Source organism: Terriglobales bacterium, from assembly GCA_035561515.1.
Classification (GTDB): Bacteria; Acidobacteriota; Terriglobia; order Terriglobales; family Acidobacteriaceae; genus DATMXP01.
In genome coordinates, this window is the sequence record DATMXP010000039.1 from 1 (window position 1) to 17,843 (window position 17,843).

The window sequence follows — 17,843 nt, forward strand, 5'->3', positions numbered from 1 at the left end:
CTCCTCCCTGAAGAGTCGGTGGTAGCTATAGGGATTCTTCCCCTTCCGCTTCACTTCGTTTCAGCGTCAGGGTCAGAATGACAAAAAAGAAAAAACAAACGGTGGTGAAACGGGAAATTCGTCTTCACCACCTACATTTTCAGGATAGCAAGTTGGGTGGGGGCAACATGCCACGGTTTTGAAATTTATTTTGCGAGTGTTTTCAAGATGTTGCGGGGAAAAGGGCGTCGTGACCCCCTTGACAAGTTCCGGAGGGAGCAATTGGTAATTGGGTAATTTGTAATTGGGTAATTTGAAAGAACTAGCTGTGAACGGTGGTGGTAGTCCGGCCCTTTCGGCATAAACGCCGAAAGGACCGGCCACCCAGGTCAGTCTAACGCGAAGGTTCGGCCATCCACCTTCACCTTAGGGCGACTGCCAATGGAATTTGTCCATAACCCGACCACTAGAATCCAAGGACACCGTCCACCAGCTCACAATTTCAAACGGCGGGTAGTAAACGTAATCCTTTGCACAGTTCGGGTCTTTGGCTAGACCCTCACACGGCTTTATCTTCCCAGGAGTACCAAGAATAGCGATCACTTCAGGTGCGGTCATCCCGACCCGAACCCTGTCGATTCCGGAAGTAATCCGCCGATGCTTCAGGTAGAGTCCGCCCACCCAAAGGAGCGCGACGACCACTGCCGCGATGGCTAACTTTCTGAGCATCACACCAGCAGTTTACCTCTGCCTGATGAAAACAAGCAGCTTTGTAGAATTGTTCCAAGATCAAAAAAAGCGGACGCGAAGGTGGGCACGGAAGCGATATAGCTGGTGCGGTACGTGGGCCAACGGTCTGGTGAACTGTTCTTAGCTCAGTTTACGTTTAGGCTTACGAGCAGTCCTCCAAACGGCTCGAACGTCGCGTAGCACTTCCCATTGTTGCCTTGAGTCTCTCCATCCAGCCTCCATTCGAAAAACGCTTGGTCATCGAAGTTCGTCATTTTGGCGACAAACGACGCCGTTTCTGGCTTCAAGCGGCAGTTTGAGTAGGAGGTTATAGCTTTGTACGGAATGTTCCGAAGGAGTTTCTGGAGAGCATCAGGCCCGTACTGAGGACCGAGGGTTCTTAGATACGTCAACGCGTCTTCGTTCGTCCAATGAATTTCGGAATTAAAGTGTGCTTTAGCCGCCCGCCATTGCCTATAGTGGCTGCCATCGGTTACTTGAAAATCCTTCACGTATATCCGGTTTGCCGATCGCGCTGTGTAGAATCGTGCGGCTAGCCAATTCGGACCGGATGCGAGTTGCTCACCGCAACTGGGTAAAGTAGCTTTGGTTCTGTCTGTAGGGAAGCTAGTGCCCGACATGAGACAGTTCTGGATTGTCAGACGCATCTGAGATCCCCCAGTAGGGGGTCTTTTGCCGCTAAAAAATGAGGTTACTTGCACTTGTCCCGAACCGAGATTCTGGGTGGGGTAAACTGCGTACAGAAAACCAACCATTTCATCGAGCTGATCCAAGGAGTGAGCCGGCTCCTGTGCATGGGCGGCTAAGCATAGAAGCCCAGCAGCTAAGAGCGTCGAAACAACATTTCCTGATCGCCTAGTAAACATCATTCAGCCTCAACGATGGATTTCCGTACACCTTCCACTTTTGATTCTCATCTTTATTCGTCTCGTCGACTTCCTTGACACGGTTTCCGGCGATTAGCTTGTCGAGTATCGCTTCCCACCGGCTAGCAGAGCCTCCCAATGGAACCTCGCTTCCTGTTTCCCGAGACACTGCGCAAGGAGAAACAATTCGTATCGCTTTGGGCTCGGGAAGTTCGGCTGACGCGATAACAACTTAAGGTCAGGAAATGTTTGACCTAACTGGTAAAACCGCACGAGACCCCGAGTCATGGCAGAAGGGTAGTGAACGCGTGCGTTTGTGTCGGTGACGCACAACCCTCCGGGGAAGGGAGTACGGTGATCTCCCACCCTTCGGCTTCGCTCAGGGCAGGCCCTTAACGTCTCAAAAGACGAGACGTGAAAGTGGGGCACGGAAGCCGTATAGCTGGTGCGGTACGTGGGCCACCAGCCCCCCTGAGGAGGAGTCAACGCTCGAAGACTCTTACTAGCGTGAACGTCGGTGGAATCCACATCTGCCAACTGCAGGCAGATATGGGGCACCAGGCACAAACTACTCACCCTTCCCAACAACGGGGAAGGATGGGGCACCCTCAAGTGTGTGTCGATTGAAAGGGACCCGTGCGCCAGCCGCCCTGTGGACTAAAACCGATGTAAATCAGCAGTTTGACGCTCGGTTACGTGATACGCGTCACAGCAGCGTTACGTAGGTATGACCATTATACGGACGCCACCGATTCCCCTTGCTTGAGGCCCCAGACTAGCCGTAGTCGCCGGCCAACAGCGCCGCTGGTTAAAAGAGCGTGAAAAGTGCCGGAGTTAGCCAGGGCATTGTGCGGCATTCAGGAGGCATTCCCAATGAAAATGAGGCTGTTCTTACTTGCGCTCGTGGTAGCGCTGTTGTTTGTGCTGCCTGGTGCGGCTCAGACAGTGACAGGAACGCTCAGTGGGCGCGTGGTGGATGCACAAGGCGCAGTCATTCCCAATACAGGCGTGTCGATGCGTGGAGAAGACACCGGCCTTGTACGAGAAACGAAAACGAATGCGGAAGGTTTTTATACCTTCAGCTTTGTTCCCCTTGGCAAGTACAGCATTACGGCCAAGGCCACTGGCTTTACAACCGTAAAGAAAACTGGGGTTCTGGTTACCCTCAACACGACAACGACTTCCGATTTCTCATTGAAACCTGCGACGGTGGCGGAGACGGTCGAGGTGACCGGCGAAGCCCCATTGATTGAAACCACCGGCAGCGATGTGAAAGACACGTTCGACACAAGGACGATACAAGATCGTCCGCTGCCGAGCCGCAACATCATGACACTGGCGGAAACGGTTCCTGGGTTCCAGAACAACCCGGTTTCAGGCCAGAACAACCCGACGGCATCGTCCGGCAGCTCGGCTAACTTCAACGGCATTGGAACGCGCGGCACGACGTTCCAAGTCAATGGAGTGAACAATGACGATTCCTCGGAGAACCAGCACCGGCAGAACGTGAATATCGATTCGATCGCCGAAGTGCAGGTGCTAACCAACAACTACTCTGCCGAATTCGGACGCGGATACGGCGCGGTGATGCTGGTGCAGACGAAACAGGGCACCAACCTTTTCCACGGGACTGCATTCCTGTACGAGATCAACAGCCCGCTGGGATTTGCGAACAACTATTACGCGAACTTCAACAAGACACCGATTGCGAGCTGGAGACGTCACGATTATGGCGGCACCATTGGCGGTCCGGTGCTGAGCAACAAGCTGTTCTTCTTCGGCAGCTATGAAGGTGTCCGCAACGGCGGCGGACGCCAGAGCACGTACTCGGTTCTGCTGCCAAGCGAACGAGCTCCGAATGCGCTGGTAACCAACCCTGACGATCGGGCTTTCATTCAGAGCATCATTGACCGTTTCCCCAATGCAGCGCCGAACAGTCCGAATCTTTGTCCGGGATCTTCGACGGTGAAGGGCTCCATTGACGGTCTCAACTATACGAAGACGCCACCCTGCCGTGTTTATACGATGCCGATTAAATACAGCTATCCTTCGGAGGATTTGAGCGGGCGGGCGGACTGGAACATTAACGATCGGAACACGTTCTCGTCGCGTTACCAGTGGAGCCGACAGGAGACGAATCCGGGGACGGACTGGATCCTGGGGCAGGCTGTCGCGTATCACAACACGCAGCAGAACGTGGGTTTGACGCTGACGCATACCTTCAGCAATTACCAGACGGGCGAGTTCCGTTTTGCAATAGGTAGACGCGCAACCCTGGCCAACATCATGGCCGGCAACGATACACCGATCTTCCGGTTCGGCGGCACATACGGATCGATCATCGGCAACGCCGGCAACTTCCCGATCCTGCGGTATCAGACGGACTATCAGTACGTTTATAACCACAGCTATGAAGTGAACACGAAGTTGCGTTTGCGCTTTGGTTCGGATGTTCGCATCTCGCAACTGAATGACTTCTCGGACAACTACACTCGCGGCTACTGGTCGATGGGTGGTCCTGGCTGGGTACAGACGGCAGCCGGCGACAACTTTGAATACCGCGACGGATACTACAACTTCCTGCGCGGCGTGATGGTTGGCGGGTCATTCACGAAAGGGTATGGACCGGCTCGGCTCGGCAACCGTTTGAAGGAGTTCAACTTCTATGCCCAGGCTGATTATCGTGTAATGCCCAGCCTGACCTTGAACCTCGGCGTCCGGAACGAGTACGTCCGAGCGCCACGTGAAGTAGATAACCTTGTCGATTATGGTTACGGGGACATCAACGGTTTCGAGCCGCGTATTGGTTTCGCCTACAGCCCGCAGTTTAAAGAGGGCGTGCTGGGGAGATTAACCGGCGGTCCGGACCAGACGGTTGTGCGCGGCGGCTTTGGATTGTTCCATGGCCGGTGGTTCCAGTCGGCGTTCTCGCAAGGTGGCGCGAGTATTCGTTTCAATCCACCGAACGGAGCGTACATGGGATTCACGATGACAAGCGGTACAAGCATCGCGGATCCGACTGGCGGATTTACATTCCAACCAGGCCCACCGACGGGACGCATCAGTCCGGTCGCGGTGGATCCGAACCTTACCCTACCGTACGCGGAGCAGTGGAACCTGATGGTGCAACGGCAATTACCCGCGCAGACTGGGCTTAGCATTGCCTATGTCGGGAACCGGGGCATTGGGTTGCCGTTCATGAACATCTTGAACCGCGCACAGTTCCCGTTTGTGGCGCCACCAGTTAACCAATGGTCACCCACTGACCAGGCGAATGGCACTGCCGCGCGATGGGCGGGAGTAAGCTTCGATTGCATTGATCCGAACTTGTCGAGCACCACGCCGATCAGTCCGTCGCCGGGACATCAGTGCATTTCGCTGAGCCAGACGTATGCAAACTATCGCCGGCCTGACGCGCGTTACGGCGGTATCACGCAAATCAAAAACGGATCCTGGTCGTATTACCATGCACTACAGGTGTTGGTGACCAAGCGGCCAACGCATGGCATTAACTTCCAGGCTGCTTACACCTTCTCGAAGGCGCTGGATACCGGATCCGAATTCACATACATGGGCGTGGATTCCAATACGCCTTACCTGCAGAACGATTCGGCGGCATCGATGAAGGGATATTCGGTGTTCGATACTCCGCATCGTTTCACGATTACGTACGGGTATGACTTCCCATTCTTCAAGACGCAACAGGGCGTGCTTGGGCGGATCCTTGGCGGTTGGACCTGGTCTGGCACAACTCTTCTTGCGTCGGGAACTCCGTTCACCATCACGGCCGGCAGTTATGACCTGAATGCTGACGGTGTGGCGAACGACCGTCCGAACGTACTCGATGCTTCGGTGTATGGACGGTCGATCGACAACGGCCGTTACGTGCCGGGAACCAGAACCACCTATTCGCAATCCCAGGTGCCGGCGGACGCGTTCTTCCCGAACTACACGATGACGGTTAACAGTTTCGGGGCAGCGTTCAACCCGGGAATCAACAACAAGAACAACGAATACCGCAACGGCTTCCGTGCGGCCGGTCGCAACAACTTCGATATGGCAATCACGAAGAACCTAAAGATTAGCGAGGGCCATTCGCTGGTGTTGCGCCTTGACGCTTACAACGTCTTTAATCACCCGCAGTTCGGTTATCCAACTCAGGCGGTGACATCGACGACCTTCGGGCAGATCAGTTCGCAATTTGATTCCCGCGGGTTCTTCACCGACGGGTTTGGCGGTGCACGCTTCCTGCAAGCAGCGATTCGGTATCGCTTCTGAGAATGCCTCCTCTGTTTGCAATTGGTCGGGCCTGCTTCGGCAGGCCCGCTTTTACAGGTACGAACTTCCATATCAAGGAATAAGACACACTCTATGAACTTCCGCAGAGGACGCTCTCTTATCATCGCAATTACGTGCTTCATCGTTGCCGTATGTGCTCCGTGCGCGGGGAAGGTCCCGGACTCGAAAGTGGACAAGCCTGAGTTTCGCGCGATCTGGGTTGACGGATTTCACGCGGGAATTCGCACTCCGGAAGAAGCTGCCCAACTTGTGCTCGACGCGAAGAATGGGAACTTCAATGTGCTGATCGTGCAGGTTCGGCGGCGTGGTGATGCGTACTACATCAACTCGGTGGAGCCGCCGGTTGAAGATCCGCCGTACGACGGCAAGTTCGATGCGCTCGGTTCGATCATTGAGCTTGCTCATCAGCAGGGGATTGAGGTGCATGCGTGGATGAACGCGATGCCGGTCTGGAGGAATGCAGCTCCGCCAAAAAATGAGAGGCACGCATTTAACCTACACGGTCCTGGGGCAACCGAACGGAATATGTGGCTGACGCAATCTCCGGATGGGAAGGTGGTTTTCCCGGTGGGGTATTTCCTGGATCCGGGGAATCCGGATGCCGCAGACTACCTGGCTCGGCTGTATACAAATGTGGTCAGGAATTATCCGCGGCTGGACGGGATCCACTTTGATTACGTCCGCTATCCAGAAACAGACGAGAAGACAAGTTCAGGGCGGGGATCACCGGTTGGCTACAACCCAGCGAGTATTCAGCGCTTCCAGTACGCGACGAAACGGACGGATATGCCACAACCTGACGACGAGCAATTTATTCAGTGGCGTCGACAGCAAGTTACGCAGTTGGTCCGGCGCGTTTACCTGGAGGCGAAGGAGATCAATCCGCGCATACGCGTGAGCGCTGCGGTGATTCCGTGGGGACCGCCTCCGAAGAACTACAAAGATTTCGCCAATGTGGCGCCGATGCAGCGCGTGTTTCAGGACTGGTCGGGGTGGCTGAAGGAAGGGATTCTCGATACTGCGATTCCGATGAATTACGCGCGCGAGCAGGATCCGGTAACACGCGGATACTACGACGGCTGGATTCAGTATGAGAAGAAGAACCGGTTCGGCCGCAGCGTGGTGGTGGGAGTCGGCGGATATTTGAATGCGCAAGAGGACGTGGTGCAGCAAATTGAACGGACTCGAAAAGCTGCGGGCAAAAACACAGTGGATGGGGTGTCCATCTTTTCGTACTTTAGTCCGATCAAACGTGAACCGGTGACGAACGCGGACGCGACGAGTGTGCCACCAGTCGTGGCGCAGCAGGTAAGCCTCGCTGTCTTCAGCAAGGGCATTGGCTCAGCGCCGGCAGTTTTCTCGACCGCAGTGGCGGTACCGCGTCCGCAGTGGCTGGAGTCTCCCGAAACTGGTTGGCTTGCCGGAACTGTGCGCAAGGCGGACGGAACTCCTGTGGATGGCGCCGAGATTGAATTGCGTCGCGCAGGCGGATTCCCGTTGTTTCGTCGAACGATGCGGGTACTCACGGACGGCAACGGGTTCTATGGCTTCTCCAAACTGAAGCCGGGCCGCTATCTTGTTCGTCTGGCGCGGAAGAATAGTGTGAAGGTGGAATCAACGATCGTGGCGGCCGAAGTAGCGAGAACTGACGTGGTTGATCGGTGAAGAGCCGAGGGCTTTGGTTGCATTCGAGGTGACCGCAAGCCTTCTTCTGTTCTATTTTCGGCTGGGCGTGAGTGAAAGCATCCAGATGTTGCCGCGGGTTTCCGTGTGCTCGTAAATAACCTGCTTGCCGTCTGGCGAAATCTGCGGGTAACGGACGTAAGCGTTCTGCAGCGTATAACGAGTGAGAGGAGTCTCGGTGCGAGTGGCGACGTCGATGGAGTAGACGTTCCAAATTCCATCATGCTGAACAGCCGCAATCACTTGCCTGCCGTCCTTCGACCAACTGCCGGGCCAGTGCTGGCCGGAGTCGGAGGTCAATTGCGTTATATGGCCATCTTTTGCGGAAACGATAAAAGCCTGATCGTCATCTCTTCGTTTGGAGTTAGCGGCGATCTGAAGTCCATCCGGCGACCAGACGGGGAAAACAAGGACGTTCTTGCCTGACGTTAGCTGCTGCCGCGATCCGGTTTTCAGGTCGAGCGTCCAGAGATTCGTGGCGCCGTTGGCCGGCACCTGATAAACGACGAGGCGTCCGTCGGGAGAAACATCGAGAGAAAGAACGTTGGTTGAGAGTTCGGCGACGTTGACGGCCTCGCGCGTGTCTATGTTCAGCTTCTGGAGGTGGGTCGTGGTGGCTGCGTATACTTTGCCGCGTATCGAAATATAGACAATGTTCCTGCCGTCCGGGAGCCATTTGGGATGAATTCCTTCGGCGGTCAACATGGTGGCTCCCGTTCCGTCGCGGTTCACCATCCAGATTTCGCAGCACACCCCAGTACGCCAGGATGCAACCAGCACGCGTTGCCCATCGGGAGAGATCTTCGGCACAGTCGTGCGATCACCCATGCGCTGCCGCAACACTACAGGCTCGCCAAATTTCTTGCCGGTGGCTGAAATCGACCATATGCCGGAGCTTTGGGTCACACCGGAGTAAAGCAGCTTCGTACCGTCGCGTGACAGCGCCAGGTTTCGCACGCGCACGTCACCGGATTTCAGTTGTACAGGTTCGCCTTGTCCCGTGGAACCGTCCTTTGAGATTGGCATCTGAAACAGACCAAGGCCGGTGGGACTCATCATTCCGAAGAAGATGCTCGCGCCGTCCGCGGAATAGACCGGATCGAAGTAGATAGGGGCAGGTTTGCCGACAGGCTTCACTTCTCCGGATTGCACGTCAACGGTGAACAGCGTGGTGTGCGTTATGAGAGAAACGAAGACGATGCGCCGGCCATCAGGCGACCACGATGGCGCACCATGTCCGCCCTCGGGATTGCCGGCCGTTGTGATCTGGCGAGCATCGGTTCCGTCGGGCCTAACGATCCAGAGAACGGAAGGGGCGAAGACACCCGGAGCATCCGCTCCGAGGTCGTTGACCGGGCCAGACTGGAACGCTATCCATTTCCCGTCTGGAGACCAGGAGGGGTGCGAACCGAAGTGGGTGATGCGCCGAGGAGGACCTCCGAGCGAGGGGATTGCCCAAATGCCCTGGCGCTTGCGCGAGTGATAAGCGATGACCTGTCCATCGGGCGACCAGGCTGCCTGGATGTTCTGCTGGCCATCATCGGTTACGGGTAGCTCACGCTGAGCACCCTCGATCTGCTGCACCACAATTTCATAGCCGTGGCCGCGATCAACACTGTAGGCCAATCGCGTGGCATCGGGGGAGAAGGTTGGGTAGACGGCCAGATCGGAGCTGGTTGTGAGCTGAGCTTCCCGGGCAATCGAGACCCGCCAATCATTATTTTGCCGGAGGAGCAGATAGGCCAGCAGCAGGGCGACAAGGCAGACGGCCGTTAAGGTGATGGTAAAAAGCCTGAGTCGTGGATGTTTAGCCGGACTCGTGATCATCACGGGCGCCGGCTTGACGTCTGGTTTGGTCTCCGGTGTGCCGGTGCCGTTTCCGTTTGCTGGCAGGACGTCGGCGATGAAACGGTATCCGCGTCGTGGCACGGTCTCGATGTAGCGCGGGCTATCGGCAGAGTCGCCAAGAGCTTCACGCAATTTGTTGATAGCGGCGTTGAGGCCGTGATCGAAATCGACGAAGGTGTTAGCTGGCCACAGGCGCTCACGGATCTGTTCGCGGGAAACCACCTCGGCGGGGGTCTCCAGGAGCATCTCGAGAATTTGGATCGGCTGGCCGGAGATCTTGAGTTTCAAGCCATGCTTGCGCAGTTCTCTGCTGGAGAAGTCGATTTCGAAGGGACCAAACCGCGCATTTCCAGCTTTATGTATGTCCGGCATTCCTCACCACCAGCTCAGGTGCTCGAAGTTTAGCATTGACCGTGGCGTTTTGCCCCATTCAGGGACGAATGAGGTTTGAATTAACACCAGTCCTTTCAGCGGTTTGCCGAGTGAGGTGGATTTGCGGTCCGTATGAGGCGGAAACCATTGAGATAGGGGCGTCCCCAAAGCACCTTCCGTTGCAAAGGTGAGGTGAGTATGTGGGGAAAGTTAGGAATTGTGCTCGCACTTCTGGTATCCGCGGCAGCAGCCCAGTCAATCAGCTACCGGGAACTCCAGCCCCGTAGGGTGATGATCGTGGAGGCGGTCGTGAACGGACGCACGGCCAATCTTATTGTGGATACCGGCGCCGACCAGACGGTCGTCAGTCCCGAGCTAGCCGGATTGAACCAAGTAGACCTGGTGACGGCGCGCTTTTCGTCCAACGGTCCCGGATTGAGAGCGGAGGCGATTGTCCGCGAGGCCGACCTGAAACTGACTTCAGATCGCGGGTTTCGAATTCCGGTTATGGTGATGCGCCTGGAGAGCGTGTCGAAGATCTATGGTGTGAAGGTGGACGGGCTCATCGGTCAGGACCTACTCAGCCGATATGGCCGGGTCTCAATCGACTACAACAACAAGAAGATCGAACTAGGTGAGTGACTTCGGAATCCGATAGTGAAGCGCGTTGCGGGACCAGTTGTGCGCGGCACAGACGAGAATGTCTGTGCCGCACTTCTTTCCAAGGGACTGTGGTGGAACAAATCAGAAACGGAACAGGTACGACAGCTTCACAAAGATCTGGCGGCCGTCATTGAGGAACTTGTCGGAGCGGCCGTAGTCGCCGGAATTGTAATAAAGCGCGCGGTCGAGATTCTGCATGTTGCTGTTGTAACCCACATAGAGCGCTGTGCCCGGGTTTAGCAGGTACGTGAAAAGTAGATCGAAGTTCAGGTTCTTCCGCTGCGGCAGAGCGGCGAGAGTGGGGTTGGCGAGGGTGGCTTCGTACTGAGTGATGAAGCGTAGCGACATCTCACGCGTGAACTGCAAATTCCATTTCTGACGGAAGATGTGGTCGTTGAAGGCGACGCGACTGGTCTGCTGATCGGCGATGCGACTCCAAAGATACGTGTTCTCGACGGTGATGCCTTTGCCACCGCGCACGATAGCGTTGAACTCAAGATCCATAGCATCAGAAAGGCGGGGAATGCCATCCGGCGATGCGTAGTTGGTCTTCTGTCCCACGGAAAAGCCGCCATTCCAACGCATGACGCTGCCGCGTTTGAACCAGTTGATTCCATAACGATGGTGTGGATAGTCGCGGCTGGTGGTGAGTCCGCCGAAGTCGACCGGGCGCAGGCGTTCGTGTTCAAGTTCGACGAACGGATTTACATTACTTTGATTGGCGAAATTGAAGTTGTATTGGAGCCGGGCCAGGTAACCGGTCATCAGGCCGCTCTGGTCCCAGAGTAGTTCGCTGCGAAGACTTGGCCCATGAGCGACGAACGGATGCCCGTCGCCATACCTGGTGTAGGTACCTGTCGAAATCCAATGGCGAAGGTCGGGGCGTTCGAAGAATCCGGTGAGGGTTTCGAATCCCTCGGACACGTCGCGATAAGAAGTGGCGAGATCCCAGGTGCGGGTGGTGCGACGGATGATGCCGTAGGCGTCGTGACCGCTGAACGAGGTGCCGTCGTTGTAGGCGCTACGCGACTTCACTACCTGAAAGGACGTCTGCGTGTTTGGGCTGAAGCGAAAGTGTCCGTCGACGCCGCCGACGCGGTTCACGGTGGCGGAGCAGAACCGGCGCCCGCAATCGGTGTCGGGCGGAGAGTCGAGAGTGCGATCGGTGTAGAGAACGCCAAGCGTGTTCTCGCCGCCGAGTTCGCGGTTCAAGCGAAGGATTCCATATTTTGCCGAGCGATCACGAAGAGGATCGTTGTCGAGGACGACTTTGCCTGGTGCTCGGTCGTTCGCGAAGAGAGCACCGATCGCCCACTTACCAATTTTGCCGGTGGCACGTCCGCCGTATAAGGGGTCGGCTATGCGACGCGTGAACACCAGATTGATAGGCGTGACGAAGTAGCCGGAGTTTTCAATAAAGAACGGGCGCTTCTCGGGGAAGAAGGTCTCGAAGCGCTGATTCACGGTGACTTGCGGTTCGTCCGATTCGACCTGAGCGAAATCAGGGTTGATGGTGGCGTCGAGAACGAGGCTATTCTTGATGACGGCCTTGGCGTCGAGTCCGACGCGGGGATCGGCGGCCTTACCGGTGAAAGAGAGATTGCTAAGGTCGCGATTGTCGATCGACCGAAACGCACGGCCGACGAAGTAGGGATTCAGATAGATATTCTTGCCTGGCTTTACACCTTCCAGTCCCTTCAGTTCCGCCATGTCCTGAAAAGGTGGATATGGGCGTCCACGCTGAAAAGCAGGGTAGTACGACTGCTCATTTGCTCCTGATGCTGCGCGGTGAAAGATGAAACGCCAGGTGTTGTCGCCAGCGGAGCGGAACCGCAAAGTCTTGAAGGGGATCTCGATCAGGACCATGTAGCCCTTGTCGGTGACTTTCGCGTCGTCTTTCCAAATGCCGTCCCAGGCAAGAGAAAAATTCTGGCCTTGTGCGACGGTGCCGTCCTGCTGGATCCCCTTCGGGTTCACATAAAAGAGGTAGGCATTCTGCTGATCGGCAAAGGTGTCGAAGAAGAAGCCAATCTGATCATCATCGTCGACGTCTTCGCGGCGGCTCATGTGGGAACGGATGCGTTTCGGGTCGGTGTCGTGCGCGAGAAACACCATATAGAGGTTCTGGTCGGTGTATCCGAGGAAGACTTCCGTTGCTTGCGTAGGGAGTTTGCCAAACACAGGCTCACGGGTAACGAACTGATCCACCTTACTCATGGACTGGGCGAGAGGCGTAATTGGCTGGAGTCCTTCGAAATCCGAAAGCTTGGGCGCTGAGGAGATGCGTGGGATGTAAACGACGGGTTTGGAAGGTTCGGCGGTGGTGACGGTGTCGGCGGCAAACCCCTGGGGGCCGAACAAAAGAAACCCAGACGCGACGATAGAGAGCGCTCGAAGTTTACGGACTTTCACGGTGACCCCTCGGTTCAGAGGGACGAGCCATGCCCAAAATGGGAAGCGAGGGAGGGACGGATACCCCATTTCAGAGGAGGAACTGAGAGTAGCTGGATCGGGGCGATTTCCTCAGTTTTTTAGGGATTTGGCAAAAGCCCCAAAATCATTCCCGAAAAAGGAAAAACTGAACCTCGAAGGTAAACGCAAGATGTAGGGGTCACCATTTTTAAAAACACCAGAGCTGGTGCTCGTCCAAAGGCATGGATTTCCACACGTCTCACCTTGAAAAAAGTGATTGACAGCGCAACCTTTAGAGGTAGGATTGTGGTCGAAAGTGGTATAAAGTGGAGCAGTAGGAAGCTCCGGTGGGCAAGTCAGGCGGCCGATTCGCAATGAGTGGAGTAAGCGAACTGAGAACCGAAAACAGCCCGAAGTTGAGACCGGAAAGCGTCACTTTTACCTCTTTAAGGGGATTCGATGTTTCGCGGCAATCACCCAACCCGAGTCGACGAGAAGGGACGGATCAAGGTCCCTGCGGACTTCAAGCGGGTGATCGACGAGAAGTACGGCGCCAAATTTTACATCACTTCGATGGATGGGAAGGTTGCCCAACTGTATCCCTTCGAAGAATGGGAACGGATCGAGGCGAAGCTGAACGGGCTTTCGAACTTCAATCCGTCGAAGAAGCGGTTTTTGACGGTTACGAACTATTACGGCCAAGCCGTGGAAATGGACGGACAGGGCCGGTTGTTGTTGCCCCAGTTGCTGCGTGAGTCGGCGGCACTGAAGGGCGATGTGGCCGTTATGGGTTACCTGAATCACCTGGAAGTGCAGGTGATGGAGCAGGTGAAGGCGGAAGTGGAGCAGGGCTTCACGGAAGCCGATCAGAAGGCTTTAGACGAGTTGGGAATTTAGGCCCCTAGAGGGCAATGTGGCGGAGACGAAGTTCAGTCACATACCGGTTCTTTTAAAAGAAGCGATCGATTTCTTAGCCGTTCGGCGTGGCGGGACGTATGTGGACGCCACGTTGGGCCTGGGAGGTCACAGTTACGAGATCGCCAGACTGCTGGGGCGCGAAGGCAGGCTGATCGGATTCGATAAGGATCCGGCGGCGCTGGAGCGGGCACGGCAGAAGTTGAGCGATCCTCCGGCGGAGTTGAAAGGGGACTGGCCGGAGATGAGTTTCCATCACGGTTCGTTTGTGGGGTTGAGCGAAGTGATGGAAGCAAATTCGATAGACGGACTGTTGGCTGACCTGGGTGTGAGCTCGCTGCAGTTGGAGGATGCGAGCCGCGGATTCAGTTTTCAGGCGGAAGGCCCGTTGGATATGCGAATGAATCCGACGGTGGGGGACTCCGCCGATCAAGTGGTAAATCGCATGGACGAGACGAGTCTCGCGAATGTGATTTACGAATTCGGTGAGGAAAGGAGGTCGCGGAGAATCGCCAGAGCCATTGTTCGGGCGCGGCCGATAAGGTCTACGCAACATTTAGTAGAAGTGATATCGGCCGCGGCCCGGCCAATGAAATTCGAGCGAATTCACCCGGCGACGAGAACTTTCCAGGCAATCCGAATATTCGTAAACCGTGAACTAGACGATGTAAGGGCGCTGCTGAGTAGCGCGCCGACCGCGTTAAAGAAGGACGGCCGGGTGGTGATCATCAGCTTTCACTCGCTGGAAGACCGAATCGTGAAAGACGCGATGCGGGAAGGAGCGCAGAAAGGCTGGTACGAGGTGCTGACGAAAAAGCCGGTCACCGCAACGGAAGAAGAGATCGAAAGCAATCCGCGGTCGCGAAGCGCAAAGCTGAGGGCGGCGGCAAAGGTTTGATCCACAGCGGAGTGGAAAACACTGTGGGAGATGTGAAGAAGTGCAGGGCGCTGGAAATTCTGAAGGTGTAAGCGCCGACAAAAGATCTGCCAGGGAAGTAGGTAGGCCACGGAGGTGGCTCATGTTTAACGGAACGATGATCGACGACTTGATGAACATTGTGAAGCGCGCGGAAGAGCATGCGCGCACACCGGAGACGGTGGAGGCGAAGCCCCAGATGCCGCAGATGCAAATGATGCCGGGCTTCCTTTATGAAGTGGCGAATCAACAGGTTTGGTACGGAGTCGCGTAAATGGCTGCACCAGCGCTAGCAAATCCGGTGGGTACACAGACGTGGTCGCAGGAAACAGGGCGCCGCAAACAGCAATTCCAGAGCGGGCGTCAGTCCTGGGCGGTGACACCTGAGGTTTACTTCGCCAAGCAGATCGACAATTCACGGCTGGTGAAAGTGGACGATCCGAAGCGCAAGCGCGAGATGCGGATGTTCTCCGTCGCGCTGTGCATGTTGTTCGCGCTGGTGATGCTGTACGCGTGGCAGCACTTCAGTGCGATCGAGTACGGCTACAAGATCGAGGACCTGAAAGCGAAGCACGACAGCATCGCGGAAGCAAACCGGTTGCTGCGGCTGGATGTAGCGCAGTTACGCGATCCGGAGCGGATTGATGCCATCGCGCGGCAGATGGGGCTGCAATCGCCTGATGCGGGTCAGGTGATGCGGATGGAAATGACAACGGATGCGAATTCGGGTCCGGTGCTGGCGAGAATGTCGGACGTGGTGGTGGTGTCAACACCCTAGGTTTACTGAGTGGTCCGGGAGGTCAAACAGCCGATGCTTGACGCGTTCCCCCGAAGCGAGCAAGCAGCCGGGCCATGGTCTTGAAATGGCGGCTTACGAGCCGCCATTTGCTTGTTTAACCGCAAAGGCTGGTAAGCACTGCGAAAGATCTTTCTGGTTCAGAAGTTTCTGGGGCGACTGTTGGCAGGGAGTAAGTCATCATCGAATGGCGGCGCGACCAAGCGTCTTTATGTACTCGGGGGCATCCTTTTCCTCTGGGTGTTTGCAGTCTTCTTCCGCTTAGTCCAACTACAGGTCATTAAGTACGGCGAGTTCCAGCAACGCGCAGCGCGGCAACAGCAGCGCACGATCGACGTGTCGCCGCGTCGAGGCCTGATCTATGACCGCAATGGCCATGAACTGGCGATGTCGGTGAACGTGGATTCGGTGTTCGCGGTGCCGAGCGAAGTTCCCGACCAGATCAACACGGCGAACCTGCTGGCGGGCATCTTGAAGATGGATTCGAAAGACCTGCTGGCGAAGATGAAGGCTTCGCACTCGTTCTGCTGGATTGCGAGAAAGCTCGATGCCGACGTCAGCGCCAGAATTCGCTCGCTGAATCTGCGCGGGATCTATTTTCAGCAAGAATCGAAACGGTACTACCCGAAGCGGGAACTGGCGGCCCAGGTGTTGGGTTATGTCGGCATGGACGATGAAGGGCTTGCCGGCCTGGAACACGTGTACCAGGACACGATGGCCGGAAAACCCGGGACGATGATGATTTCCATGGATGCCCGGCGACGCCGTTTTGCGCGCGTGGAGAAGAAGCCCGAGGCCGGCGACAACCTGGTGCTGACAATCGACGAGAAGATCCAGTGGATCGTCGAGCGGGAGATCGACAGGGCGATGGAGGAGACCAAGGCCGTCGCAGCATGGGCGGTGGTCCAGAATCCGCGAACGGGCGAGATTCTGGCCTTGGTGAACCGTCCGACATTCGACCCGAACAGCACGAGAAAGATCACGCCGGCGATGTTGAAGAATCACGCAGTGACGGACGTTTTCGAGCCGGGATCGATCTTCAAGATTGTTACGTATTCGGCCGCAATGAACGAAGGGCTGATGAAGCCGACGGAGATGATCGACACCCAGGGCGGCGCGATTAACGTGAACGGACTGGTGATTCACGATCCGCACCCGGTGGGAACGGTAAACGCGACGGAGGCGTTCGCCAAATCGAGCGACGTAGCAGCAGTGAAAGCGGCGCTCAGGCTTGGGGAAGACCGGTTCTATAAGTACATCCGCGAGTACGGATTCGGGCAGCAGACAGGAATCGAGTTGCCCGGAGAAACGCGCGGACTGGCGAAGCCGACGAATAAGTGGTCGAAGGTTTCGATTGGCGCCATGTCGATCGGGCAGGAGATCGGTGTAACTCCGCTGCAGGCGGTGTCGATGGTGTCGACGATCGCGAACGACGGCGTTTACACGCCGCCGAGGATTGTTGCGGGCGTCATGAAGCCGAATACAACTGGGCCGCAGACGATTTCGTTCAAGCCTCCACAGACGCGGAGAGTGATTTCGACCATGACGGCGGCGCAGATGCGCCAGATGATGGAACAGGTGGTGCTCTTCGGAACCGGACGCCGGGCGATCCTGGACGGATACACGTCGGCAGGAAAGACGGGCACAGCGCAGAAAGTCGATCCGAAGACGGGCCGGTATTCGCATACAGATTATGTCGCGTCGTTCTCAGGATTTGCGCCGGTGAACAACCCGGCGATCAGCATTATCGTGAGCATCGATTCGGCCAAGGGGCTCCACCAGGGCGGCCAGATTTCCGCGCCGGTGTTTGCGCGTATCGCGCAGCAGGTGCTGGCGTATATGCACGTGCCGCACGACGTGGAGTCGAAGAACGACAAGCTGCGGATGCTGCGCGCGAAAGTGAAGGACGAAGAACTCGAAGAGAGCGGTCAGCATGTGGGAGAGCCGATCGAAGTGGCGCAGGACGAAACGCCTCCGGCCCAGCTTCCGACGAAGTCAATTTCGGCACCGATGCGGGCGGCGATGAAAGGTGCTCCGGCGAAGAAGGAGACAATCGCGCAACTGCCCCCTCCGCCAGATCCGGTGCAGCCGAATGGAACCGTGGTGCTGGACGTGGGCGGCGGCCCGACGGTTCCGTCGTTCCTTGGGAAGAGCCTGCGGTCGGCGATCGAGATGGCACAGACAAATGGGATTGAACTGAACGTGATTGGGTCGGGTACGGCACGGGAGCAGTCGCCTCCGCCGGGATCGCGGATGCCCGCGGGGGGACGGGTGGCGGTGAGGTTCAGCCGATAAGTCGACCCCCAAGTGCACCAAGGGACACGAGGTTGTTTTAGTCAGGTTC

11 protein-coding genes are annotated in these 17,843 nt (G+C 56.5%); 8 read left to right on the top strand and 3 right to left on the bottom strand.

The window, feature by feature from the left end:
- Window positions 1-405: 405 nt before the first annotated feature.
- Complete coding sequence (locus VN577_16665) at window positions 406-708, bottom strand: hypothetical protein (protein ID HWR16458.1); 303 nt, start codon at window positions 706-708, stop codon at window positions 406-408.
- 1,766 nt (window positions 709-2,474) lie between these two features.
- Between VN577_16665 and VN577_16670 the strand changes: the two genes are divergently transcribed.
- Together VN577_16670 and VN577_16675 are read left to right on the top strand one after the other, a co-directional pair.
- Entirely contained in the window at window positions 2,475-5,873 is a 3,399-nt protein-coding gene (locus VN577_16670; GenBank protein ID HWR16459.1) for a TonB-dependent receptor, read from the top strand.
- A 93-nt stretch (window positions 5,874-5,966) separates the two neighbouring features.
- The gene (locus tag VN577_16675) at window positions 5,967-7,559 is read left to right on the top strand and encodes a family 10 glycosylhydrolase (GenBank protein ID HWR16460.1); all 1,593 of its coding nucleotides are present in this window, start codon (window positions 5,967-5,969) and stop codon (window positions 7,557-7,559) included.
- Window positions 7,560-7,610: 51 nt separating this feature from the next.
- On the opposite strand, the gene VN577_16680 is transcribed toward VN577_16675, so the two are convergent.
- The gene (locus VN577_16680; GenBank protein ID HWR16461.1) at window positions 7,611-9,797 is read right to left on the bottom strand and encodes a winged helix-turn-helix domain-containing protein; all 2,187 of its coding nucleotides are present in this window, start codon (window positions 9,795-9,797) and stop codon (window positions 7,611-7,613) included.
- Between the two features lie 198 nt (window positions 9,798-9,995).
- Between VN577_16680 and VN577_16685 the strand changes: the two genes are divergently transcribed.
- Window positions 9,996-10,439: a retropepsin-like aspartic protease gene (locus tag VN577_16685; GenBank protein ID HWR16462.1), complete on the top strand. Its 444-nt coding sequence runs from the start codon at window positions 9,996-9,998 to the stop codon at window positions 10,437-10,439.
- Between the two features lie 102 nt (window positions 10,440-10,541).
- Here VN577_16685 and VN577_16690 read toward each other — a convergent pair whose 3' ends face one another.
- The gene (locus VN577_16690) at window positions 10,542-12,872 is read right to left on the bottom strand and encodes a DUF5916 domain-containing protein (protein ID HWR16463.1); all 2,331 of its coding nucleotides are present in this window, start codon (window positions 12,870-12,872) and stop codon (window positions 10,542-10,544) included.
- A 459-nt stretch (window positions 12,873-13,331) separates the two neighbouring features.
- Between VN577_16690 and VN577_16695 the strand changes: the two genes are divergently transcribed.
- The 5 genes from VN577_16695 to VN577_16715 all read left to right on the top strand — a co-directional run bounded on the left by VN577_16695 (window position 13,332) and on the right by VN577_16715 (window position 17,794).
- Window positions 13,332-13,769 (top strand): division/cell wall cluster transcriptional repressor MraZ, encoded by a 438-nt coding sequence (locus VN577_16695; protein ID HWR16464.1) that lies wholly within the window; start codon window positions 13,332-13,334, stop codon window positions 13,767-13,769.
- Between the two features lie 16 nt (window positions 13,770-13,785).
- Window positions 13,786-14,685: a 16S rRNA (cytosine(1402)-N(4))-methyltransferase RsmH gene (gene rsmH, locus VN577_16700; GenBank protein HWR16465.1), complete on the top strand. Its 900-nt coding sequence runs from the start codon at window positions 13,786-13,788 to the stop codon at window positions 14,683-14,685.
- 121 nt (window positions 14,686-14,806) lie between these two features.
- Entirely contained in the window at window positions 14,807-14,977 is a 171-nt protein-coding gene (locus tag VN577_16705) for a hypothetical protein (GenBank protein HWR16466.1), read from the top strand.
- Window positions 14,978-15,481: a hypothetical protein gene (locus VN577_16710; protein HWR16467.1), complete on the top strand. Its 504-nt coding sequence runs from the start codon at window positions 14,978-14,980 to the stop codon at window positions 15,479-15,481.
- 180 nt (window positions 15,482-15,661) lie between these two features.
- A complete protein-coding gene (locus VN577_16715) occupies window positions 15,662-17,794 on the top strand; it encodes a penicillin-binding protein (protein HWR16468.1) in 2,133 nt (710 codons plus the stop codon).
- Window positions 17,795-17,843 lie beyond the last annotated feature (49 nt).